This is a genomic window from Pseudomonas kurunegalensis (genome assembly GCF_030291635.1).
Classification (GTDB): Bacteria; Pseudomonadota; Gammaproteobacteria; order Pseudomonadales; family Pseudomonadaceae; genus Aquipseudomonas; species Aquipseudomonas monteilii.
On the sequence record NZ_CP127871.1, the window covers coordinates 4,201,207 to 4,223,492 of the forward strand.

The following is a 22,286-nucleotide window of genomic DNA, read 5'->3' on the forward strand; positions in this document are numbered from 1 at the left end:
AGGCTCAGTTGAAACCGCTGATGGAAATGAAATCGACATCGGTCTTGGGTTCGGCGCGCATCAGGTGCTCGATCACCTGGTTCAGCGTGCGGCCTTCGAACAGGATGGCATGCAGGCCCGCCACCAGTGGCATGTAGACCTGCACTTCCTGGGCTTTGGCCTTGAGCACCTTGATGGTATTGACGCCTTCGGCCACTTCGCCCAGGCGGTTGACCGCCTCATCCAGGCTTTGGCCCTGGCCCAGCGCGTAGCCAACCTGATAGTTGCGGCTCTTGGGCGAGGAACAGGTGACGATCAGGTCACCGACACCGGCCAGGCCGAGGAAGGTCATGGGGTTGGCCCCCTGGCTGACGGCAAAGCGGGTCATTTCGGCCAAGGCACGGGTAATCAGCATGCTCTTGGTGTTCTCGCCCATGCCCAGCGCAACGGCCATGCCGGCGATGATGGCGTAGACGTTTTTCAACGCGCCACCCAGCTCGACACCAAAGCGGTCAGCGCTGGCATAGACACGGAACGTGCGCCCATGCAGCACAGCCTGCACCTGCTTGCAGAGCTTTTCGTCCTCGCTGGCGACCACCGTTGCAGTCAGCGCATGCTCGGCGATTTCGCGGGCAAGGTTAGGGCCCGATAACACGCCAATACGCGCTTCGGGGGCAATTTCTTCAAGGATCTGGCTCATCAGCTTGAAGCTTTGCGCTTCGATGCCTTTGGTCAGGCTGACCAGGCCCTTGCCGCGCAGCAGCTCGGCATGGGGCGCCAGCACGCTGCGCAGGGCGCTCGACGGCAGGGCAACGAAAATCAGCTCGCTGGCCTGCAGGGTCGCCAGCAGGTCATTGACCGGCTCGACGCCATCGTGCAGACGGATGCCCTTGAGGTAGCGCGGATTCTCTCGATTGACGCGCATGGCCTCGGCTTGCGCCGGGTCGCGCATCCATTGACGCACCGGCACACCGTTTTCCGCCAGCAGGTTCGCCACGGCGGTGCCAAAGCTGCCGCCTCCCAGAACTGCAACAGGTTGCTGTTCAGTCATATCCAATCCATTAAAGCCAAAAATTAAGTGGCGACCCCGCCATTATACGGCTCGCCTGCCATGCGCCAAGGCTTGCAACGCAGATGACACTGTCATGGCCACGTTGCAACAAATGTAGGAGCGAGCTTGCTCGCGATGCGCCGCGCGGGCGGCGCTCGATTTTCGCCCCCATGAAAGCGTCAAGTCAGACACATTGCAAAACCACTCCAGGTCACTGGCAAATGCGCCACGGTCAGTTACCATGCCTGTTTCAATCCTGATACAAGGCCGCCCCGTGTTCCCTGGCACGCCCCCGTACCCGCGCCTGCTCATACTGACCGCTCTGCTCGGCAGCCCGGCTGTGGCCGACGACCTGTTCATCGACAACACCGACCTGCCCCAGGTTCTGACTGCCACACGCCTGAAACAATCCCCGGCGGCAGTCCCGGGTAGCATGACCGTGCTCGACAGCGAGCTGATCCGTGCCAGTGGCGCCCGCGACATCCCCGAATTGCTGCGCCTGGTACCGGGCATGATGATTGGCTACGGTGCCGGTAACCAACCCACGGTCAACTACCACGGCAGCAACGTCAACGATGCACGGCGCATGCAGGTACTGATCGATGGCCGCTCGGTGTACCGCGCGGGCCTGGCCACCGTGGACTGGAGCGACATCCCTCTGGCCATGGAGGATATCGAGCGCATCGAAGTGTTCCGCGGCCCGAACACCGTCAGCTACGGCGCCAACGCGCTGATGGCGGTGGTCAACATCCTCACCCGCAACCCTGCTGACAGCCATGGCACGCGGCTGAAGGTGACCCACGGCCAGGATGGCATCAACGACTTCTATGCCAGCCACGGCTTTGGCTGGGACGGCGGCGACATGCGCCTGTCGCTGTCCGGCCAGCAGGACGATGGTTTCGACGAGAACCAGTTTGGCCAGGATTACCGCGACAGCCGCCGGCTCACCCGCTTCAACCTCAGCGCCAGCCACAACCTGGCAGTGGACCAGACCCTGGAGTGGCAACTGGCGGCGAAGGAAGGCAGCAACCAGCGGCCCTATACCTATCAGCCAGTATTCGCGAGGTACGAGGCCGGCGACAACGCAGACGTCAATGCCAAGGACTATGCCGGCTCATTGCGCTGGACCAAGGATTTCAGCGCCGAGCACAGCCTCTATATCCAGGGTTCGGCGCAACACTTTGACCGCCAGCAGGTATGGCGCGCCTGTGATGCCTTGCAGTCGTTCAGCCCCGAATTGACCCAGCTCTGGCAAATGAACCCTGACTTCGCCGAAAAAGTGGCACGCGGCATCGCTACCGGCGCCCCCCTTTCCACCGACGACCCCACCCTGAAAGGGCTTTTGCAAAAAGTGCAGCAACAGTGGGAGAACGGTGGCAAGCAACAGGTGTGCGGCGATGTCGACCAGAGCACCCGCGAAACCCGCTACGACCTGGAAATCCAGGACACCCTGAGCCTGACCGACAGCCTGCGCCTGCTCAGCGGCATGAACTACCGCTATGACCGGGCCGACTCGCAGACTTACTTCAACGGCAGCCTCGACGACCAGACCTGGCGCCTGTTCGGCCAGCTGGAATGGCGCGCCGACGAACACTGGATCCTGCAGGGCGGGGCCATGTTCGAAGACTCCCGCCTGTCTGGCAGCTCGCTGACCCCGCGCGTGGCGGTCAACTACCTGATTACCCCGCGCCATGGCCTGCGCGCCGTGTATTCCGAGGCCGTGCGCTCACCCGACATGTTCGAGAACAACGTCAACTGGAGCTACACGGTCAAGAACCTCACCCCCAATGCATTTGGCCTGCAGAACGGCGAGTACTTCGTCAAGACCCGTGGCCCCGGCGACCTCGAACAGGAGCGCATGCGCTCGCGCGAGCTGGGCTACAACGGCTCCTTCAGCGACATCGACCTGAACATGGATGTGAAGCTGTTCTACGACGAGATCACGGGAATGATCAGCGAGCCCTTGAAGAACAACCAGTACATCGCCAGCAACGCCAACAAGGCCCGTTTCAGTGGCAGCGAAGCGCAACTGGACTGGCGCCCCACCCTGCGCGATCGCCTGCGCCTGACCTACGCCTACGTCGATGCCTGGGCCAGCAACCCCGACGACCGCCGCCTCAGCGCCCACAACAGCGGCTCGGCCGGATGGATGCGCGATTGGGGGGCTGGCTGGTCGAGCGCGCTGTTCTACTACGGCGACGATGCACTCAACCAGTACCGCTACGAGCGCCTGGACCTACGCCTGGCCAAGCGTTTTCGGGTGCATGGCAGCAACCTGGAGCTGGCGGCGCTGTGGCAGCAGCGCCTGGACGATGAGCCCACCACGGCAATCCAGAACCGCTACGACAGCCGCCACCGCCTGAGCGTCAGCGCGGAGCTGGAGTTCTGATGGCCGTGTTGCTGCGCCTGTTGCTGCTGTGCCTGTGGCCGCTTGGGCCATTGTCGGCCAGTGAAATCCTGCTGGTGGGGGCTGAGGATCAGCCCGGCATCCGCAGTTTTGTCGCCGCGCTGGAAAGCCGTCGACCGCATGACCATGTGCATTTCCTGACCACTGCCGAGCTGCCGCGCCCGAGCAAGCTCAAAGCGGACCAGCGCCTGATTCTGCTCGACAGCGCCGCGCTGGAGTGGCGCCTGGGTGAAAACGCCGGCCCACCGGCCCTGGCCATGCGGGTCAGCCGGGTACAGGCTGAACAGCGCCTGGGAAAGTCGCGCCCAGCGTTCCTTACCTTGTTGTGGAGCGACGCGCCGCTGGGCCGGCAATTGCGCCTGACGCGCTACTTGTTGCCGCAGGCCCAGCGCATTGGCGTGCTGTACGGTGAACACAGCAGTTTCTTGCTCGACGAGCTGCGCCATGCTGCCCGCCCAATGGGCCTGGAGATCATCGCCCAGGACTGGTCCGACCCACGGGACAGCCGGCCGCTGCAGCACCTGCTGGGCAACAGCGATGTGCTGCTGGGCCTGGACGACCCCAACCTGTACAACTCCAAGACGGCGAAAAACCTGCTGCTGAGCAGCTATGGCCGGCAAATGGCACTGATCGGCCCGAACGCCGGGTTTGTGCGGGCCGGCGCCCTGGCCAGCACCTACAGCGATCAGGACGACTGGCTGGCGGAGCTCGACCAGTTGCTCGACCAGCCGCCAGCGCGCTGGCCACGCAGCCTGTACCCGGCGCGCTACGGCGTCAGTGGCAACCAGCAGGTGGCCCGCGCCCTGGGCCTTGAACCGATCGATCCGAACGCCGCTGCCAAAGCCCTGGCCGCAGGAGAACCCACCCCATGAGCAAGCGCCTGAGCTGGGATATCCACACCCGCACCCAGATCATCAGCCTGGGCCCTGCCCTGCTGCTGACCTTGCTGTTGATCAGCTTCTTTACCTTCGTGCGCATCCAGGACTTGCGCCAGGAGCTCAATCACACCGGGCAACTGATCGCCAATCAGCTGGCACCGGCATCAGAGTACGGGGTGATTTCGGGTAACAACGAAGTGCTCGAAGGGCTGATGCGGGCCACCCTCAGCATCCCGCACGTACGCTTTCTGGAAGTGCAGGACAGCCGCAACCACATTCTGGTGTACGTCGAGCAGTCCGACGAAAGCGCCAACCGCGCGCAACAGGTTGAAGTGTTCCAGGCCCCCATCCGCCTGCAGCAAATCCGCCTGGACAACGACTTCCTGCAACAAGGCAAAGCCACCACCCCCGCCATCGGTGACGACTACCTGGGGCGGGTCATCGTTGGCATGTCCGATGACGCCTTCAGCCAGCGCCAGCAGGAAATCGTGATCAAAGCCGGCATACTGGCGCTGTTCGCGCTGCTGTTCACCTTTTTGCTGGCGCGCCGCCTGGCCCTGAGCCTGGCCAAGCCCATCAGCGACATGGGGCATGCGGTAAAGGCGATTCAGCAAGGCGAGTACAACACCCCCTTGCCGGTGGTCGATGACAGCGAACTGGGCCACCTGGCACGCCACATCAACAACCTGGCCAGCGCCCTGGAACAGGCCAGCGATGAACAGAAGCAGGCCATTGCCGAGCTGATTCAGGCCCGTGAGGAGGCCGAGCAGGCCAACCGCGCCAAATCCGACTTCCTGGCGATGATGAGCCACGAGCTGCGCACGCCGATGAATGGCGTGCTGGGCATGCTGCAGCTGCTGGAGACCACATCGCTGAGCACCGAACAGGCCGACTACACGGCGGTCGCCAGCGAGTCCACCGGGCATTTGTTGAAGGTCATCAACGACATCCTCGATTTCTCGCGCATCGAACGCGCCGCGCTGCAACTGGAACACATCGACTTCAACCTGGGTGAGCTGATCACCAGCAGTGTCCAGTCGTTCCAGCACAGCGCCCAACAACGCGGCCTGGGCCTGCACCTGCAACTTCCTGCCGGTATCAAGCAGCTGCAGGTGAACGGCGACCCCACACGCATCCGCCAGATCCTGTTGAACCTGGTGGGCAATGCCCTGAAGTTCACCGAGCGCGGCCAGGTGCAGGTCGAAGCACGCTGGCAGGTGCTTGACCGGCAACTGATCTGGCTGACCTGTAGCGTGCGCGACACGGGCATCGGCATTGACAATGCCCGGCTGGAAATGATGTTCGTCGCCTTCCAGCAGGCCGACAGCTCGATTTCCCGCCGTTATGGCGGCACCGGGCTGGGGCTGTCGATCGCCCGCACCCTGGCCGAGCGCATGGGCGGCAAGCTGCGCGGTGAAAGCCGCGAAGGCCTGGGTTCGACCTTTACCCTGGAGATGCCGCTGGCACTTGCCAACCCTGCCCCCGTCCCGCTCGCGCCGCCAATCGCTGCACCAACGCCGGTCACCGACAATGACCAGGTACTGCTGGTAGAGGACAATCCGGTCAACCAGAGTGTCATCGAGGCCATGTTACGCAGCCTGGGGATGGCCGTATGCACCGCCGAGGATGGCCTGGAGGCGGTCGACCTGGTCGGTCGGCAACGCTTTGCCGCCGTGCTGATGGATTGCCGCCTGCCGCACCTGGACGGCTATGAAGCCACCCGGCGCATCCGGCAGTTGCCCAACGGCGCCGGGCTACCGATCATCGCCTTGACCGCCAACGCCTTGCAGGGCGATCGGGAGCGTTGCATGGCCGCCGGCATGGACGACTACCTGAGCAAACCCTTGCGCCGCACCGAACTGCAACGGGTGCTGCAGCGCTGGTTACCCGGTCGGACAACCGCGACTGGCGATAAATGCTAAAGTGCGGCAGTCTTAAACACTGGACAGGACCTTCATCGGACCTGAAAATAGACGTTTCAGTGCACACCTGTACTTCTTTCACCAGGTGCGCTGTGACTTTCACCACAACGCAATAGTCTACCTGTAGGCTGCCGCCCCGAACGCATTGCGTATCGGGCCGGCCGGGAAGGTTCATCCCCTGCCACAGGGGGTTATTGAGGAGCTCGCATGACCAAACAACACGCCTTTACTCGGGAAGACCTGCTGCGCTGCAGTCGCGGTGAGCTGTTCGGCCCAGGTAATGCGCAACTGCCCGCGCCGAACATGCTGATGGTCGATCGCATCACCCATATCAGCGAAGAAGGCGGCAAGTACGGCAAAGGTGAATTGGTCGCCGAGCTGGATATCAACCCGGACCTGTGGTTCTTCGCCTGCCACTTCGAAGGTGACCCGGTCATGCCGGGCTGCCTGGGCCTCGATGCCATGTGGCAGCTGGTAGGCTTCTTCCTCGGCTGGCAGGGCCTGCCAGGCCGCGGTCGCGCCCTGGGTTCGGGTGAAGTGAAATTCTTTGGCCAGGTATTGCCTGCTGCCAAGAAAGTCACCTACAACATTCACATCAAGCGCGTCCTGAAGGGCAAGCTGAACATGGCCATCGCCGATGGCTCGGTCAGCGTCGACGGCCGCGAGATCTACACTGCCGAAGGCCTGCGGGTCGGCGTGTTCACCTCCACTGACAATTTCTAAGGGTTATTCGCATGCGCCGCGTCGTTATCACTGGTCTGGGCATCGTGTCGTGCCTGGGCAATGACAAAGCTACCGTCACCGAAAACCTGCGCAACAGCCGTCCGGGTATCCGTTACAACCCGGAATACAAGGAAATGGGGCTGCGTAGCCAGGTTTCCGGGTCCATCGACCTCAACCTCGAAGAACTGATCGACCGCAAGGTCTACCGCTTCGTCGGCCACGCTGCTGCCTACGCCTACCTGGCCATGCAGGACGCGATCAAGGACGCCGGCCTGACCGAAGAGCAGGTTTCCAGCCCGCGTACCGGCCTGGTAGCCGGCTCTGGCGGCGCCTCGACCCTGAACCAGATGGAAGCGCTGGACACCCTGCGCGAGAAAGGCGTCAAGCGCGTCGGCCCATACCGCGTTACCCGCACCATGGGCAGCACCGTTTCGGCGTGCCTGGCCACCCCGTTCAAGATCAAGGGTATCAACTACTCGATCTCGTCGGCCTGCGCCACTTCGGCTCACTGCATCGGTACCGCTCTGGAGCAGATCCAGTGGGGCAAGCAAGACATCGTCTTCGCCGGTGGCGGTGAAGAAGAGCACTGGAGCCAGTCGTTCCTGTTCGATGCCATGGGCGCTCTGTCGACCAAGCGCAACGAAACCCCGGAACTGGCCTCGCGTGCCTACGACGCCGACCGTGATGGCTTTGTCATCGCTGGCGGTGGCGGCATGGTCGTGGTCGAGGAGCTGGAACACGCCCTGGCCCGTGGCGCCAAGATCTACGCCGAAATCGTTGGCTACGGCGCCACGTCCGACGGCTACGACATGGTTGCCCCGAGCGGCGAAGGTGCCATCCGCTGCATGCAGCAGGCACTGTCGACCGTCGACACCCCGATCGACTACCTGAACACCCACGGCACCTCGACCCCGGTCGGTGACGTTGCCGAGATCAAGGGCGTTCGCGCCGTGTTCGGCGACAAGGCACCGAAGATCAGCTCGACCAAGAGCCTGTCGGGCCACTCGCTGGGCGCCGCTGGCGTGCACGAGGCGATCTACTGCCTGCTGATGATGGAAAACAACTTCATCGCCGGCTCCGCCAACATCGACGAGCTGGACCCGGAGGTCGCCGACCTGCCGATCCTGCGCAAAACCGAAGAAAACGCCAAGATCGACACGGTCATGAGCAACAGCTTCGGCTTCGGCGGCACCAACGCCACCCTGGTGCTCAAGCGCTGGGAAGGCAAGTAAGACGCTGATGCGGTAATCGAAAACGCCCCGACTGGTTCGGGGCGTTTTTATTTGTGTTGCCTGGGCAGCACAGCCAGAAAGTTATCGCGGGCCACTTTATTGGCCACATCTTCAGGCAAGGCATCCAGAAACGGCCTGAACCCGTGCATCTGCTCCCCCAGGCTGCCAAACCGCCCCACCACGTCCGACCCCAGCATGAAACGCTCCGGGTACTGTTCGACCAACGCCACCCATTCCTTGCGCGGCACGCCTTTGTCGTCCAGCAGATACGGCTCCAGCACACTCCACGACAGGTCCACATACAGGTTCGGGTAGTCCTCCAGCAGCCGCGTCAGCACCGGCAGCAGAAAGTCCATCTGCGTCTGGTGCCGGTGTATCTCCATGCTGCTGCCGGCATGCGCCCAGATGAACCGCGTATGCGGGTGGTTGCGCAGCGGCTCTTCGATTTCCGCCAGGTACAACGGGTTGCGCTCGCGCTTGGAGGTGATGTTGGAATGCAGCAACACCGGCAGGTCACGCTCGGCCGCCAGGTGGTAGATACGCGTCATGGCTTCGTTGTTGGCGCGCGGCGTGTCGCCACTGGTCAGCGCTGTCAGGTCGTCGTGCCGGGTGAACACCTCGCCAATGCCCTGCCACAACCCCGGGTACAGGTCGAGCATCCGCTCGATGTGGCTGACTGCGTTCTTGTCTACCGGGTTAAAGCCCGTCAGAAACGGATGAAAGCGCTTACGCTGCGCTTCCGGTAATGGCTGCAGGGCTGCGGCCACATAGGTATCGGTCGCGCTGTACCAATACGCATCGGCATCGTCACCGGCGTAATAGCGCGGGCGTTTGGGCTCGTCCTCGTGCCACTTCTTAGCCACCGGTATGCCGGAAATCATCGACTGCTCGATACCGGCAGCATCCATGGCCTTGATCAATGCCGGCATGCCTTCGCTTTCCTGGAAGAAGTCGACGTAGTGCAAGTGGGCATCGCTGTAGCGGTAGTCGCGCGCCTGTGCCACCTGGCACAGCCAGCCCGTCAACAACACGCAGGCCAGCGCTTTGGCAATCATGGGCAGCTTCCTTCCAAGGGGGCGAAAACAGTAGACCGGCCGTTAAGCGAGACGGTTCAGCCGAAGCGGGCAAACCGCTATGCTGGAGGCATTTCCACTTCGCCTGGAGCCCACCCCATGAGCAGCCCCCTGATCATCCGCCCTCGCGCCGAGTCGGTCGAGGGCCAGCCGATCCTGCGCCCGCTGCCAGCGGCTCAGTGCCGTAGCGTCGGACCGTTCGTGTTTTTTGACCATATGCTGGAAACCGACTATGCCCCAGGGCATGGCATGGACATCCGCCAACACCCGCATATCGGCCTGTCGACCCTGACCTACCTGTTCGAGGGGGCGATCCTGCACAAGGACAGCCTCGGCTCAGCGCAGCGGGTACTGCCCGGCGATGTCAGCTGGATGACGGCTGGCAGCGGCGTGGCCCATGTGGAGCGTACGCCCGACGACGCCTTGGCTCATGGCTCGCGCCTGCATGGCTTGCAGGTATGGCTGGCCTCGCCACGTGAACATGAACAAGGCGCGGCAAGCTATAGCCATCACCCGGCGGCGAGCCTGCCGGTCAGTGAAAACCTGGGGGTGCGCATTTGCATGATTGCCGGTAGCGGGTTCTGCCTGGAATCACCGGTGCCGGTGCTGTCCCCTACCCTTTATGCGCATGTGCGGATGCAGGCGGCTACGACGCTGCTGATACCGACCGAGCATGCGCAACGAGCGCTGTATCTGCTGGATGGTGAGCTGCTGTTGAACGATGAAGACGTGGAGCCGTGCAGCCTGGTGGTACTGCCGGAAGGCGAAGAGGTGGTGCTCTATGCAGAGGAAGAGTGCCAGCTGGTGCTGATTGGCGGCGAGCCTTTGGATGGACCGCGGCGAATGAACTGGAATTTCGTGGCCAGTGATCCGGAGCTGATCGAGCGGGCCAGGGCAAGGTGGGCGGCGGGGGATTGGCCGGTGGTGCCGGGGGAAACCTCAAGAATCGAGTTGCCCCGGTAATTTTGGGGCTGCTTTGCAGCCCATCGCGACACAAGGCCGCTCCTACAGGGACCGCGCAGACCATGAATCACGCGATACCTGTAGGAGCGGCCTTGTGTCGCGATGGGCCGCAAAGCGGCCCCCTGCATTCTCAGCGCTGGAACACTTCTGTCAGCAGGTTATGCATCGAGCGGAACGCCCGCTCCGAGGTGCGCCGGTCATACTGCATCTTGCCCGGCACATTGGCACTCGGGTCGGTAAACGAGTGCACCGCCCCGCCATAGCTCAGCAACTGCCAATCCACCTTGGCCGCGTTCATCTCGTCTTCAAACGCCGGCAACTGCTCCTTCGGCACCAGCGGGTCGGAAGCCCCATGCAGCACCAGTACCGAGCCCTTGATACGCTTGGCGTCTTCCGGGTTTGGCGTATCCAGCGTGCCATGGAACGACACCGCGGCACGCAGATCGGCACCGGTACGGGCCAACTCCAGTGCACAGCAGCCACCAAAGCAGAAGCCAAACGTGCCGACCTTGCCTGGCTCCAGCAGCGCCTTCGACTGCCCCAACAGCTGCGCCAGGGCTTCCTGCATGCGCTTGCGCAGTTCGCCCCGGTCGTTCTTCAACGGCATCATCGCCGCGCCAGCCTCGTCGGCATTGGACGGGCGCACCGACTGCCCGTACAGGTCGGCAATCAGCACCACATAGCCCTTCTCGGCCACTTCCTTGGCAATGCGCTCAGCCCCTTCGCCAATGCCCATCCAGTTCGGCGCCATCACCAGGCCTGGACGGCCCAGCGCCCCTGGCTCATAGACCAGGCGGCTTTCGTAGGTTTTGCCGGACAGGTGATAAACCAGCGATTCGACGATTACCTTGCTCATCAAGCACTCCTTAGGCACTTATTCTAAAAAGCCCGCCATGAAAAAAGCCCGCCGAAGCGGGCTTTCCTATGCATCAACTCAAGCAGACAGCTCGACCAGCAGCTTGTTCAGGCGACGAACGTAGGCCGCCGGGTCCTTCAGGCTATCGCCGGCCGCCAAGGCCGCTTGATCGAACAGGATGTGCGACAGCTCGGCGAAGCGGTCTTCGCTCTGCTCGTTGTCCAGCTTTTCGATCAGCGGGTGGGTCGGGTTGAACTCGAAGATCGGCTTGGATTCCGGCACCTTCTGCCCGCTGGCCTCCAGAATCTGACGCATCTGCAGGCCCAGGTCCTGCTCGCCAATAGCCAGAATCGCTGGGGAGTCGGTCAGGCGATGCGACACACGCACTTCAGCCACGCTGTCACCCAGCGCGCCTTTCAGGCGCTCGACCAGGCCTTCCTTGTCCTTGGCCACTTCTTCCTGGGCTTTCTTGTCTTCTTCCGAATCCAGGTTGCCCAGGTCCAGGTCGCCACGGGCGACGTCGACAAAGGCCTTGCCGTCGAACTCGTTGAGGTAGCTCATCAGCCACTCGTCAATGCGGTCGGTCAGCAGCAGCACTTCGATGCCTTTCTTGCGGAAGACTTCCAGGTGCGGGCTGTTCTTGACCTGCGCATACGACTCGCCGGTGAGGTAGTAGATCTTGTCCTGACCTTCCTTGGCACGGGCCAGGTAGTCAGCCAGGGCGACGCTCTGCTCGCCACTGTCGTCCTGGGTGGAGGCAAAGCGCAGCAGGCTGGCGATTTTCTCCTTGTTGGCGAAGTCTTCGGCCGGGCCTTCCTTCAGCACCTGGCCGAAGTTCTTCCAGAAGCCCTTGTACTGCTCGGGCTCGTTCTTCGCCAGTTTTTCCAGCATGTCGAGCACGCGCTTGGTCAGCGCGGTCTTCATCGAGTCGATGATCGGGTCTTTCTGCAGGATTTCACGCGACACGTTCAGCGACAGGTCGTTGGAGTCGACCACGCCCTTGATGAAGCGCAGGTACAGCGGCAGGAACGACTCGGCCTGGTCCATGATGAACACACGCTGCACATACAGCTTCAGGCCGCGCGGTGCTTCGCGCTGGTACAGGTCGAACGGCGCGCGGGCCGGTACGTACAGCAGCGAATTGTATTCGAGCTTGCCTTCGACCTTGTTGTGGCTCCAGGCCAGCGGGTTTTCGAAGTCATGACCGATGTGCTTGTAGAACTCCTGGTACTCCTCGTCCTTCACCTCGGTGCGCGAACGGGTCCACAGGGCGCTGGCACGGTTGACGGTTTCCCACTCTTCGGCCGGCTGTTCTTCGCCTTCGGCGGCTGCCTGTTCTTTCGGCAGCTGGATAGGCAGGGCGATGTGGTCGGAGTACTTCTTGACCACGTTGCGCAGGCGCCAGCCATCGGCGAACTCTTTTTCTTCCTGCTTCAGGTGCAGGACGATACGGGTACCGCGCTGAGGCTTGTCGACAGTGGCGACTTCAAACTCACCCTCGCCTTTCGACGACCAGTGCACGCCTTCGGCGGCTGGCTGGCCGGCACGGCGGCTGTAAACGTCGACCTTGTCGGCCACGATGAACGCGGAGTAGAAGCCCACGCCGAACTGACCGATCAGGTGCGAGTCCTTCTTCTGGTCACCGGTGAGGTTCTTCATGAAGTCGGCAGTGCCGGACTTGGCAATGGTACCCAGGTGGGCGATGACGTCTTCACGGCTCATGCCGATGCCGTTGTCTTCGAGGGTGACGGTACCGGCGTCCTTGTCGAAGCTCAGGCGAATCTTCAGGTCGGCGTCGCCCTCAAGCAGTTCTGGCTTGGCCAGGGCTTCGAAGCGCAGCTTGTCGGCCGCGTCGGAGGCGTTGGAAATCAGCTCCCGCAGGAAGATTTCCTTGTTCGAGTACAGCGAGTGAATCATGAGGTGCAGCAGTTGCTTTACCTCGGTCTGGAAGCCCAACGTTTCCTTTTGTGTTTCCACAGTCATGGTCTTCGAAACTCCGATCTGATGGCAGTTGGCGCCTGGCGGCCAGTTCGGCCTGCGTTAGCGGCGGATGTCATTCAGATGGGGGCTGCCCGGATGATTTCAAGGGCTTTTCCGGTTCGATCTTGAAATGCGCGCGGGCCGTGGCAATGGGGGATTGCCTGTCGCCCTGCCAGGCGGTAATGGCGACATTCGTCACCCGTCGCCCTTGGCGCCACAGCTGGCACTGGGCGTAGGTATCGCGAAAATGCCCGGCACGCAGGTAATCAATGGAGAAATCGATGATTTTCGGGATGCTCGCACTTTCGCTGTAGATCAACAGGTACAAGGCCGCGGACAGCTCCATGAACCCCGCAATCACACCACCGTGGATGGCGGGCAGCAACGGGTTGCCGATGTTGTCCGGGCTGGCCGGCAGGCGGAACAGCAGGTCGTCGCCCTGACGCTCGCATTCGATACCAATCAGCCCGGCGTAAGGGATCAGCGCCAGCAATGGGCCGTAGTCGCCCACCGCGTGGGCGGCGTTGAGCTGTTGACGAACCGCGTGTGGAATCATGCCCCGCTCTCCTTCAGGCTATTGCCGAAACGGATACCGCCCTTGATCTCCTGCCCCAGGCGCATGAACGTGCCCACCACCTGGCAAATCGGCTGTTCGGGATCGTCCTGGTAGGCGGTACCACGGGTAAAGATCACGTCGCGGGTCACCCGGTAGCACTGGGCATGGCCGTAGATGTCCTTGCCGGCTTCTGCCGGGTGCATGTAGTCGATGCGCAGGTCCAACGTCGGGCACACCTCGAAGCGCGGCAGCACGCACAGCGTGGCCATGCCGCAGGTGGTGTCCATCAGCGTGGTCAGGGCGCCGCCATGCACAGCCCCGGTCTGCGGGTTGCCGACAATGGCTGCCGACCAGGGCATGACCAGGGTCATGCCATCGGCATCGGCTTTCGCCACACGCATTTGCAGTAACTGACAATGTTTAAGCGCCGAGAGAAAACGCTCGGCCATGGCCATCAAGGTTGAATCGCTCATTCACTGTTTCCACCCGTACTGCCTCAGCGGCATAAAATCGTTAAAAAGTCTATATAGAACGGGGCGTTATATATCTGTAACCTTCGCGGAACTTATTCCGCGTAGTTGCACTCGAAGGAACAAGTCACTTATTCCACCAAGGAGAAACACCCCCATGCGTAAACCTTTTGCTTTTGCTCTGATGCTGGCCGCTGCCATGGGCCTGGCCGCTTGCGATAAAGCGAGCGAAGACAAAGCCCAGGACGCACAGCAACACGCCGAGCAAGCCCAGGAAAAAATGGGTGAAGCTCAGGATAAAATGAACGAGGCCGCCAAGGAAAACGCCGAAGCCGCCAAAGATCAGGCTGAAGCCGAGCAGAAGGCTGCTGAAGAAGCCGCTCCGGCTACTCCGGCTCCAGAAGCCGCCCCAGCCGCTCCGGCGACAGAAGCTGCCCCTGCTGCTCCGGCAGAACCAGCCAAGCAGTAATTGGCTAAAACAAAAAAACCCGACGCTGTCGGGTTTTTTTGTGCCTGCAACTTAAAGATTAAACGTTTCAGTTACCCGCTACGGTACTTTCCCTGCCCGCGTCGTTAGGCACACTTTCCGTGGGTGTGAACACCATCACATCCAGCACATCCGAATGGAACTCGCGGCGATACAAAATAAAGACGACCCCGACACTCATGACCATGAACAACCACGGGCTGATGAACCAGCTCAACATGGCCATGCCGAAGTAGTACGAGCGCAACCCCAGGTTGAACTGGTTGGCCGCCAGCGACAGCACACGCGCCGCCCGCGAAGCGAATGCCTTGCGCTCCAGCTCATTGACCAACCGTTCACCGATCATTGGCGCAGAACCCACCAGCACGGCGGCAAAGTTGTACTGGCGCATGCACCAGCTAAACGTGAAGAAGGCGTAGACGAAGACTGTGGCCAGGCACAGCAGCTTGATCTCCGACATGCCTTGGGAGGTCTGTTGCACCAGCGGCAGGTCGGCCAGCAGCGACAGCGCCCGGTCAGAGGCACCGAGCACGGTAAGGATGCCGGCGAGAATGATCAGCGTGCTGGACGCAAAGAACGATGCGTTGCGCTCAAGGTTGCCGATTACGCTGGCATCGGCGATTCGGTTGTCGCGCAACAGCATGCGGCGCATCCAGTCTTCACGGTACAAATGCAGCACGCTGGCCAGGCAGGCGGTGTCACGCCCCTTCCAGATGGCATAACGGGTATAACCGCCCCAGCACAGGGCAAACCAGGCGATGGCCAGCAGGTTGTTGAAGTTGCTTTGGATGAAGTTCATGCAGGGTTCCCGAATGGGCCAGATGCCTAGAGGATAGGGACCGGGTTTCGACGCTGGCAAGCGGCAAAAGGCACAAGTCCACCCTGAAAAACGCACTGATCATGCCGCCAATAAAAAACCCCGCATCCTTCCGGATACGGGGTTTTCGAGTCTGGGCCGTTGGCGGGCACCCTGTTGGCTTGTGGCCGGTGCCGCCCTCAGGCTTCGACTATCAGGCCAGCGCTTCGCGCGGCTTGCCGAGCATGCGGTCGCAGGCCACGGCACCCACCAGGGTCACCACCGAAGGCACCAGCCAGGCCAGGCCTTGGTCGCTCAGCGGCAGGTGCGCCATGAAGTCCGGCAGCACATGGGCAATGCTGCTGCCCTTGATCGCATCAACCATGCCGAACACCAGCGACACCAGCATCACCGGCGCCAGAATGCGGGTCGGCGAGTTCCACAGGTCCTTCACGAAGCTCAGGCCAACCACCACGATGCAAGGTGGGTAGATGGCGGTAAGCACCGGGATCGAGAACATGATCAGCTTGGTCAGGCCCAGGTTGGAGATCAACAGCGAGAAGCCCGCCAGGATCACCACCAGTGCCCGGTACGACAGCGGCAGAATCTGGCTGAAGTACTCGGCGCAGGCGCAGGTCAGGCCGACAGCGGTCACCAGGCAGGCCAGCGCAATCAGCACGGCCAGGAAGCCGCTACCCAACGAACCGAAGGTGTGCTGCACGTAGGCATGCAGAACCGCTGCACCGTTGGTGGCGTCAGCCGCGATGTCGTGGCTGGTGGCGCCCAGGCGGAACAGGCTGATGTACACCAGTGCCAGGCCGACACCGGCGATCAGGCCGGCGATGATGGCGTAGCGGGTGATCAGCTTCGGCGACTCGACACCGCGCGAACGGATGGCGTTGACGATGACGATACCGAACACCAGGGCACCCAGGGTATCCATGGTCAGATAGCCATCGGAGAAGCCCTTGGAGAACGCAGCGGCAGCATAGGCAGGCTGTGCTTCGCCAATGGTGCCGGCTGGCAGCGCGAAGGCAGCAATGCCCAGCACGGCCAAGGCGATGATCTTCAACGGTGCCAGGAAGCGGCCCACGGTATCGAGCAGTTTGCCCGGGTACATGGACACTGCCAGCACCACGATGAAGTAGACCAGGCTGTAGATAAACAGCGCCAACGGGCTTTCACCGGTCAGCGGCGCCACACCCACTTCGAACGACACGGTCGCCGTACGCGGAGTCGCGAACAGCGGGCCGACCGACAGGTAGCACACAGCCGCCAGCAGGCCGCCGAAGAACTTGCCGATCGGGCTGCTCAACGCATCCATACCGCCGCCGACCTTGGCCAGGGCGACCACGGTGATGACCGGCAGGCCCACGGCGGTCACCAGGAAGCCCAGTGCAGCCATCCATACGTGCGGGCCAGACTGCAGACCGACGATAGGCGGGAAGATGATATTGCCTGCACCTACGAAAAGCGCAAACGTCATAAAGCCAAGCGCCAGGATGTCCTGGCCTTTGAGAACTTTCATTTAAGGTAGTACCACACTGCTGAAATCGGGATTCGAGAGGGGATTTCCCTATGGGTGAGGGAAATGCTGCCCGGCTTTATAGGCCAGACCCGTTTAGCGTGTCGTTCCCTTTTGGGGAGCGGGCACAGAGTGAACGCGTAGACTAACCGTTTTACCCGACAAACGCACTGTTACAGTGCTGCTTGTCCGATGTGCGTACATGTTTGTCGTCTGGTTATCTGTGTCGGGCGATAATTTATTGCCAATTAGTGCGAATGTCTGGTGGAAAAACCTGATGAGGGCTATCGAATTTTCCACCTTTACAAAAATACCCAACGCTAAAACGACAAAGGCCACCCGAAGGTGGCCTCTGTGCGCGTGGGGGGTGTAGCAGTATTACTTCTTGGCTTCCCAGCCAGTCAGCTCGGCCAGGGCCTTGCCGATGTCAGCCAGGGAACGCACGGTCTTCACACCCGCGTCCTGCAGGGCAGCGAACTTCTCGTCCGCAGTGCCCTTGCCGCCGGAGATGATGGCGCCGGCGTGGCCCATGCGCTTGCCCGCAGGTGCGGTAACACCGGCGATGTAGGAAACGACAGGCTTGGTCACGTGGGCCTTGATGTAGGCCGCAGCTTCTTCTTCAGCCGAACCGCCGATCTCACCGATCATGACGATCGCTTCGGTCTTCGGGTCTTCCTGGAACAGCTTCAGGATGTCGATGAAGTTGGAGCCCGGGATCGGGTCACCGCCGATGCCGACGCAGGTCGACTGGCCGAAGCCGGCGTCGGTGGTCTGCTTCACAGCTTCGTAGGTCAGGGTGCCGGAACGCGAAACGATACCGACCTTGCCTGGCAGGTGGATGTGGCCTGGCATGATGCCGATCTTGCACTCGCCCGGGGTGATGACACCTGGGCAGTTAGGGCCGATCAGGGTAACGCCCAGCTCGTCGCACTTGACCTTGGCATCCAGCATGTCCAGGGTAGGAATGCCTTCGGTGATGCACACGATCAGCTTGATGCCGCCGAAGGCAGCTTCCAGGATCGAGTCTTTGCAGAACGGAGCCGGTACGTAGATGACCGAAGCGTCAGCGCCGGTAGCTTCCACGGCTTCCTTGACGGTGTTGAACACCGGCAGGCCCAGGTGGGTGGTGCCACCCTTGCCTGGGGTTACGCCGCCGACCATCTTGGTGCCGTAGGCGATGGCTTGTTCGGAGTGGAAAGTACCCTGCGAGCCGGTGAAGCCCTGGCAGATGACTTTGGTGTCTTTATTGATCAGGACGCTCATTACTTGCCCTCCGCAGCTTTGACAACTTGTTGAGCAGCGTCGGTCAGGCTGGTTGCCGCAATGATGTTCAAACCGCTTTCTGCCAGTACTTTAGCGCCCAGTTCGGCGTTGTTACCTTCAAGGCGAACAACAACCGGAACTTTAACGCCGACTTCTTTCACTGCACCGATGATGCCTTCGGCAATCATGTCGCAGCGAACGATGCCGCCGAAGATGTTGACCAGAACGGCCGCGACATTGCTGTCGGACAGAATGATCTTGAACGCTTCGGTAACGCGCTCTTTGGTAGCACCGCCGCCAACGTCGAGGAAGTTGGCTGGCTTGCCGCCATGCAGGTTGACGATGTCCATGGTACCCATGGCCAGGCCGGCACCGTTGACCATGCAGCCGATGTTGCCTTCGAGGGCAACGTAGTTCAGTTCGAACTTGGCAGCGTGGGCTTCACGGGCGTCGTCCTGCGACGGGTCGTGGAAGGTTTTCAGCTTAGGCTGACGGTACATGGCGTTGGCGTCGATGTTGATCTTGGCATCGAGGCAGTGCAGGTCGCCGTCGGCCTTGATCACCAGCGGGTTCACTTCCAGCAGCGCCAGGTCGTGATCCTTGAACAGCTTGGCCAGGCCCACGAAGATCTTGGCGAACTGTTGAACTTGCTTGCCTTCCAGGCCCAGCTGGAATGCCAGCTCGCGACCCTGGAACGGCTGCGCGCCGACCAGTGGGTCAATGGTGGCCTTGAGGATTTTCTCAGGCGTTTCGTGAGCGACTTTCTCGATGTCCACGCCACCTTCGGTGGAAGCCATGAACACGATGCGGCGGCTCGAACGATCGACTACAGCGCCCAGGTACAGCTCTTTGGCGATGTCAGTGCAGGATTCGACCAGAATCTTGGAGACGGGTTGACCGTTGGCATCAGTCTGGTAGGTAACCAGATTTTTGCCCAACCACTGTGCAGCGAACGCCTTGGCGTCTTCCTTGCTGCGAACCAGCTTGACGCCGCCCGCTTTACCGCGACCACCCGCGTGAACCTGGGCTTTTACCACCCACTCGCTCCCGCCGATCTTGTCGCAGGCTTCTGCAGCTTGCTCAGGGGTATCGACTGCGAAACCCTTGGAAACTGGCAGGCCGTATTCAGCGAACAGCTGCTTACCCTGATACTCGTGAAGATTCATGCTTTTTACCGTCTTCGTTAGGTACTGCGCTTCGGCGCTGCGCCATTACTGGCGCCGCACCACCTGTGACCGTTGACCCCGGGTTTTCCCGTGTGATCCGGTCCGGCGGACGTTCCGCGGTGAGTCATGCACGCAAGACTCACGACGGGCTGCCCGCCGTGGTTTCTTATAATTAACGCTTCTTACGGTTGGCCACGTGAATGGCGCCGCCATTCACTGCCAGCGCTGCTTCATGCAACGCTTCGGACAGGGTTGGATGGCTGAAGACCATCATGCCCAGATCCTCGGCACTGGTGCCGAATTCCATTGCGATTGCGCCCTGCTGCACCAGTTCGGCAGCCGATGGGCCAATCACGTGTACACCCAGGACGCGGTCGGTCTTGGCATCGGCGATGACCTTGACGAAACCACCGGTGTCGTTGGCTGCCATCGCACGGCCGCTGGCCGCGAACGGGAAGGTGCCCACGTTAACCTCAACGCCTTCGGCCTTCAAGGCCTGTTCGGTCTTGCCGACCCACGCGATTTCCGGGTGGGTGTAGATAACCGAAGGGATCAGGTCGTAGTTCATCTGGGCCTTGTGGCCTTTGATGCGCTCGACAACCATGATGCCCTCTTCCGAGGCCTTGTGGGCCAGCATCATGCCGCGTACCACGTCACCGATGGCGTATACGCCCGGCACGCTGGTAGCGCAGTAGTCGTCGACGAAGATGTAGCCACGCTCGTCGATGGTCACGCCGCTGTCGGCCGCCAGCAGGTCGGTGGTTACAGGGCGACGGCCGACCGCAACGATCAGCTTGTCGAAGGTGATCTTCTGCTCGCCTTCGGCGTTGGTGTAGGTCACTTCAACTTCGTTGCCGTTGACTTTCGAGCCGGTGACGCGAGCGCCCAGCTTGATGTCCAGGCCTTGCTTGGTCAGGGTCTTCTGGGCTTCTTTCGACACGGCGGTGTCGGCAGCCATCAGGAAAGTGTCCAGGGCTTCCAGAACGGTGACTTCAGCACCCAGGCGAGCCCATACCGAGCCCAGTTCCAGGCCGATCACGCCGGCACCGATAACGCCCAGGCGCTTCGGTACGGCCTGGAATTCCAGGGCGCCGGTGGAGTCGACGATGACGTTCTGGTCGACCGGAGCCGGCGGAATGTCGATCGGGCGCGAGCCGGAAGCCAGGATCACGTTCTCGGCTTCGATGACTTCGGTGGTGCCGTCAGCCTTGGTGACTTCGACTTTCTTGCCAGCCAGCAGCTTGCCGTGGCCCTGGATCGAAGTAACGCCGTTGGCCTTGAACAGGGTGGCAACGCCACCGGTCAGGTTCTTGACGATGCCAGCCTTGCGGCCAACCATCGCGGCGACGTCCATCTTCACTTCACCAGTGGAGATACCGTGGACGTTGAAGCTCTCTTTGGCTTCCTTGTATTTCCAGGAGCTGTCCAGCAGCGCCTTGGAAGGAATGCAACCTACGTTCAGGCAGGTACCGCCCAGGGCCAGCTTGCCCTCGGCGTCGGTGTACTTCTCGATACAGGCAGTCTTCAGACCAAGTTGGGCAGCCTTGATGGCAGCCACATAGCCGCCAGGACCTGCACCAATCACCACTACGTCGAATTTCTGGGTCATAAAAGATTCCTTTTTAGCTTCAAGCGGCAAGCTGCAAGCCGCAAGACCAGCAGGCTTCGGCTTGAAGCTTGCGGCTTGCAGCTTACAGCTGCGCGATTAGATGTCCAGCAGCAGGCGAGACGGATCTTCCAGCAGGTTCTTGATGGTGACCAGGAAGGTTACCGCTTCCTTGCCGTCGATCAGGCGGTGATCGTACGACAGCGCCAGATACATCATCGGGCGAATCACGACCTGGCCATTGATGGCCATCGGACGCTGGATGATGTTGTGCATGCCGAGGATGGCGGCCTGCGGCGGGTTGACGATCGGGGTCGACATCATCGAACCGAAGGTACCACCGTTGGTGATGGTGAAGGTGCCGCCGGTCATTTCTTCGATCGACAGTTTGCCGTCACGGGCTTTCTTGCCGAAGGTGGCGATGCCGTTCTCGATTTCAGCCAGGCTCATCGACTCGGCGTTACGCAGTACCGGTACCACCAGGCCACGGTCGCTGGACACGGCAACACCGACGTCGGCGTAGCCGTGGTAGACGATGTCGTTGCCGTCGATCGAGGCGTTGACAGCCGGGAAGCGCTTCAGGGCTTCGGTGGCGGCCTTGACGAAGAACGACATGAAGCCCAGGCGTACGCCGTTGTGGGTCTTCTCGAACAGGTCCTTGTACTTCGAACGCAGGGCCATGACTTCGGTCATGTCCACTTCGTTGAAGGTGGTCAGCATGGCCATGCTCGACTGGGCTTCGACCAGACGCTCGGCGATCTTGGCACGCAGGCGGGTCATCGGCACACGCTTCTCGGTGCGGTCGCCAGCAGCGACGACAACCGGGGCAGCAGCAGCGGCAGCAGGCTTGGCAGCCGGGGCAGCGGCAGGCGCCGACTTCTTGTTGGCGACGGCAGTAACGACGTCTTCCTTGGTGATGCGACCACCTTTGCCAGTGCCGGCAACGGCAGCCAGGTCGATGCCGTTTTCTTCAGCCAGCTTGCGCGCGGCCGGGGCAGCGATCGGGTCGTCTTCGCCAGCGTCGGCAGCAGCGGCAGTCGGAGCAGCAGCGGCCGGGGCAGCAGCAGGTGCAGCGGCGGCAGCGCCGCCCTCAACGATCGAACCCAGCACTTCGTCGGACAGGACAGTGTCGCCCTCGCCCTTGACGATGGCGCCCAGCACGCCGTCGGCGGTGGCCAGTACTTCCAGGACGACCTTGTCGGTCTCGATGTCGACGATCAGCTCGTCACGCTTGACGGCTTCGCCCGGCTGCTTGTGCCAGGTGGCAACGGTGCCATCGGCAACCGATTCCGGGAAGGTTGGGGCTTTGATCTCGATAGCCATTATCAGTGTTTCCTTAAATTCGGTTTCAGG

General features: G+C 61.6%; 19 protein-coding genes. 7 read left to right on the forward strand and 12 right to left on the reverse strand.

The features are described from left to right. Window positions 1–4 precede the first annotated feature (4 nt). Window positions 5–1,030 (reverse strand): NAD(P)H-dependent glycerol-3-phosphate dehydrogenase, encoded by a 1,026-nt coding sequence (locus QQ992_RS19220; RefSeq protein ID WP_060500858.1) that lies wholly within the window; start codon window positions 1,028–1,030, stop codon window positions 5–7. A 241-nt stretch (window positions 1,031–1,271) separates the two neighbouring features. On the opposite strand from QQ992_RS19220, the gene QQ992_RS19225 reads away from it, so the two are divergent. The 5 genes from QQ992_RS19225 to fabB all read left to right on the forward strand — a co-directional run bounded on the left by QQ992_RS19225 (window position 1,272) and on the right by fabB (window position 8,192). After that, window positions 1,272–3,419 (forward strand): TonB-dependent receptor plug domain-containing protein, encoded by a 2,148-nt coding sequence (locus QQ992_RS19225; RefSeq protein WP_286110724.1) that lies wholly within the window; start codon window positions 1,272–1,274, stop codon window positions 3,417–3,419. Then, entirely contained in the window at window positions 3,419–4,309 is an 891-nt protein-coding gene (locus QQ992_RS19230; protein WP_019099701.1) for an ABC transporter substrate-binding protein, read from the forward strand. Before QQ992_RS19225 ends, QQ992_RS19230 begins: the two co-directional genes overlap by 1 nt. After that, window positions 4,306–6,237, forward strand: a complete 1,932-nt coding sequence (locus tag QQ992_RS19235) for an ATP-binding protein (RefSeq protein WP_286110725.1) — start codon at window positions 4,306–4,308, stop codon at window positions 6,235–6,237. Before QQ992_RS19230 ends, QQ992_RS19235 begins: the two co-directional genes overlap by 4 nt. A gap of 207 nt (window positions 6,238–6,444) precedes the next feature. Beyond that, window positions 6,445–6,960 carry a 3-hydroxyacyl-[acyl-carrier-protein] dehydratase FabA gene (fabA, locus tag QQ992_RS19240; RefSeq protein ID WP_051098991.1) on the forward strand — a complete coding sequence of 172 codons (516 nt, stop codon included), beginning with the start codon at window positions 6,445–6,447 and terminating at the stop codon, window positions 6,958–6,960. Between the two features lie 11 nt (window positions 6,961–6,971). After that, complete coding sequence (fabB, locus tag QQ992_RS19245) at window positions 6,972–8,192, forward strand: beta-ketoacyl-ACP synthase I (protein ID WP_019099700.1); 1,221 nt, start codon at window positions 6,972–6,974, stop codon at window positions 8,190–8,192. Between the two features lie 47 nt (window positions 8,193–8,239). Here fabB and QQ992_RS19250 read toward each other — a convergent pair whose 3' ends face one another. Further along, on the reverse strand, window positions 8,240–9,247 hold the full coding sequence (locus QQ992_RS19250) for an amidohydrolase family protein (RefSeq protein WP_286110726.1): 1,008 nt from the start codon (window positions 9,245–9,247) through the stop codon (window positions 8,240–8,242). 117 nt (window positions 9,248–9,364) lie between these two features. Here QQ992_RS19250 and QQ992_RS19255 point away from each other — a divergent pair, with 117 nt between their 5' ends. Then, window positions 9,365–10,228: a pirin family protein gene (locus QQ992_RS19255; protein WP_286110727.1), complete on the forward strand. Its 864-nt coding sequence runs from the start codon at window positions 9,365–9,367 to the stop codon at window positions 10,226–10,228. 130 nt (window positions 10,229–10,358) lie between these two features. Here the strand turns inward: QQ992_RS19255 and QQ992_RS19260 are convergent, their stop codons facing one another. From QQ992_RS19260 to QQ992_RS19275, 4 genes are all read right to left on the reverse strand, one after another. Beyond that, window positions 10,359–11,084, reverse strand: coding sequence for a dienelactone hydrolase family protein (locus QQ992_RS19260; protein WP_105946502.1), 726 nt, complete (start codon window positions 11,082–11,084; stop codon window positions 10,359–10,361). A gap of 78 nt (window positions 11,085–11,162) precedes the next feature. Then, a complete protein-coding gene (gene htpG, locus QQ992_RS19265) occupies window positions 11,163–13,067 on the reverse strand; it encodes a molecular chaperone HtpG (RefSeq protein WP_286110728.1) in 1,905 nt (634 codons plus the stop codon). A gap of 70 nt (window positions 13,068–13,137) precedes the next feature. After that, on the reverse strand, window positions 13,138–13,620 hold the full coding sequence (locus QQ992_RS19270) for a PaaI family thioesterase (RefSeq protein ID WP_016711641.1): 483 nt from the start codon (window positions 13,618–13,620) through the stop codon (window positions 13,138–13,140). Further along, window positions 13,617–14,093, reverse strand: a complete 477-nt coding sequence (locus QQ992_RS19275) for a PaaI family thioesterase (RefSeq protein ID WP_286110729.1) — start codon at window positions 14,091–14,093, stop codon at window positions 13,617–13,619. The genes QQ992_RS19270 and QQ992_RS19275 overlap by 4 nt, the downstream gene beginning before the upstream one ends. A 154-nt stretch (window positions 14,094–14,247) precedes the next feature. Between QQ992_RS19275 and QQ992_RS19280 the strand changes: the two genes are divergently transcribed. Next, entirely contained in the window at window positions 14,248–14,559 is a 312-nt protein-coding gene (locus QQ992_RS19280) for a hypothetical protein (protein WP_016711643.1), read from the forward strand. A 67-nt stretch (window positions 14,560–14,626) separates the two neighbouring features. Here QQ992_RS19280 and QQ992_RS19285 read toward each other — a convergent pair whose 3' ends face one another. From QQ992_RS19285 to odhB, 6 genes are all read right to left on the reverse strand, one after another. Next, window positions 14,627–15,376 (reverse strand): DUF599 domain-containing protein, encoded by a 750-nt coding sequence (locus QQ992_RS19285; RefSeq protein WP_286110730.1) that lies wholly within the window; start codon window positions 15,374–15,376, stop codon window positions 14,627–14,629. 211 nt (window positions 15,377–15,587) lie between these two features. Further along, complete coding sequence (gene brnQ / locus QQ992_RS19290) at window positions 15,588–16,901, reverse strand: branched-chain amino acid transport system II carrier protein (RefSeq protein WP_016711645.1); 1,314 nt, start codon at window positions 16,899–16,901, stop codon at window positions 15,588–15,590. A gap of 375 nt (window positions 16,902–17,276) precedes the next feature. Further along, window positions 17,277–18,161 (reverse strand): succinate--CoA ligase subunit alpha, encoded by an 885-nt coding sequence (gene sucD / locus QQ992_RS19295; protein ID WP_003254203.1) that lies wholly within the window; start codon window positions 18,159–18,161, stop codon window positions 17,277–17,279. Continuing rightward, the gene (gene sucC, locus QQ992_RS19300) at window positions 18,161–19,327 is read right to left on the reverse strand and encodes an ADP-forming succinate--CoA ligase subunit beta (RefSeq protein ID WP_011534748.1); all 1,167 of its coding nucleotides are present in this window, start codon (window positions 19,325–19,327) and stop codon (window positions 18,161–18,163) included. The genes sucD and sucC overlap by 1 nt, the downstream gene beginning before the upstream one ends. Before the next feature lie 172 nt (window positions 19,328–19,499). Next, entirely contained in the window at window positions 19,500–20,936 is a 1,437-nt protein-coding gene (gene lpdA / locus QQ992_RS19305) for a dihydrolipoyl dehydrogenase (RefSeq protein ID WP_003254207.1), read from the reverse strand. Between the two features lie 96 nt (window positions 20,937–21,032). After that, window positions 21,033–22,256, reverse strand: a complete 1,224-nt coding sequence (odhB, locus tag QQ992_RS19310; RefSeq protein WP_286110731.1) for a 2-oxoglutarate dehydrogenase complex dihydrolipoyllysine-residue succinyltransferase — start codon at window positions 22,254–22,256, stop codon at window positions 21,033–21,035. Between the last annotated feature and the right edge of the window lie 30 nt (window positions 22,257–22,286).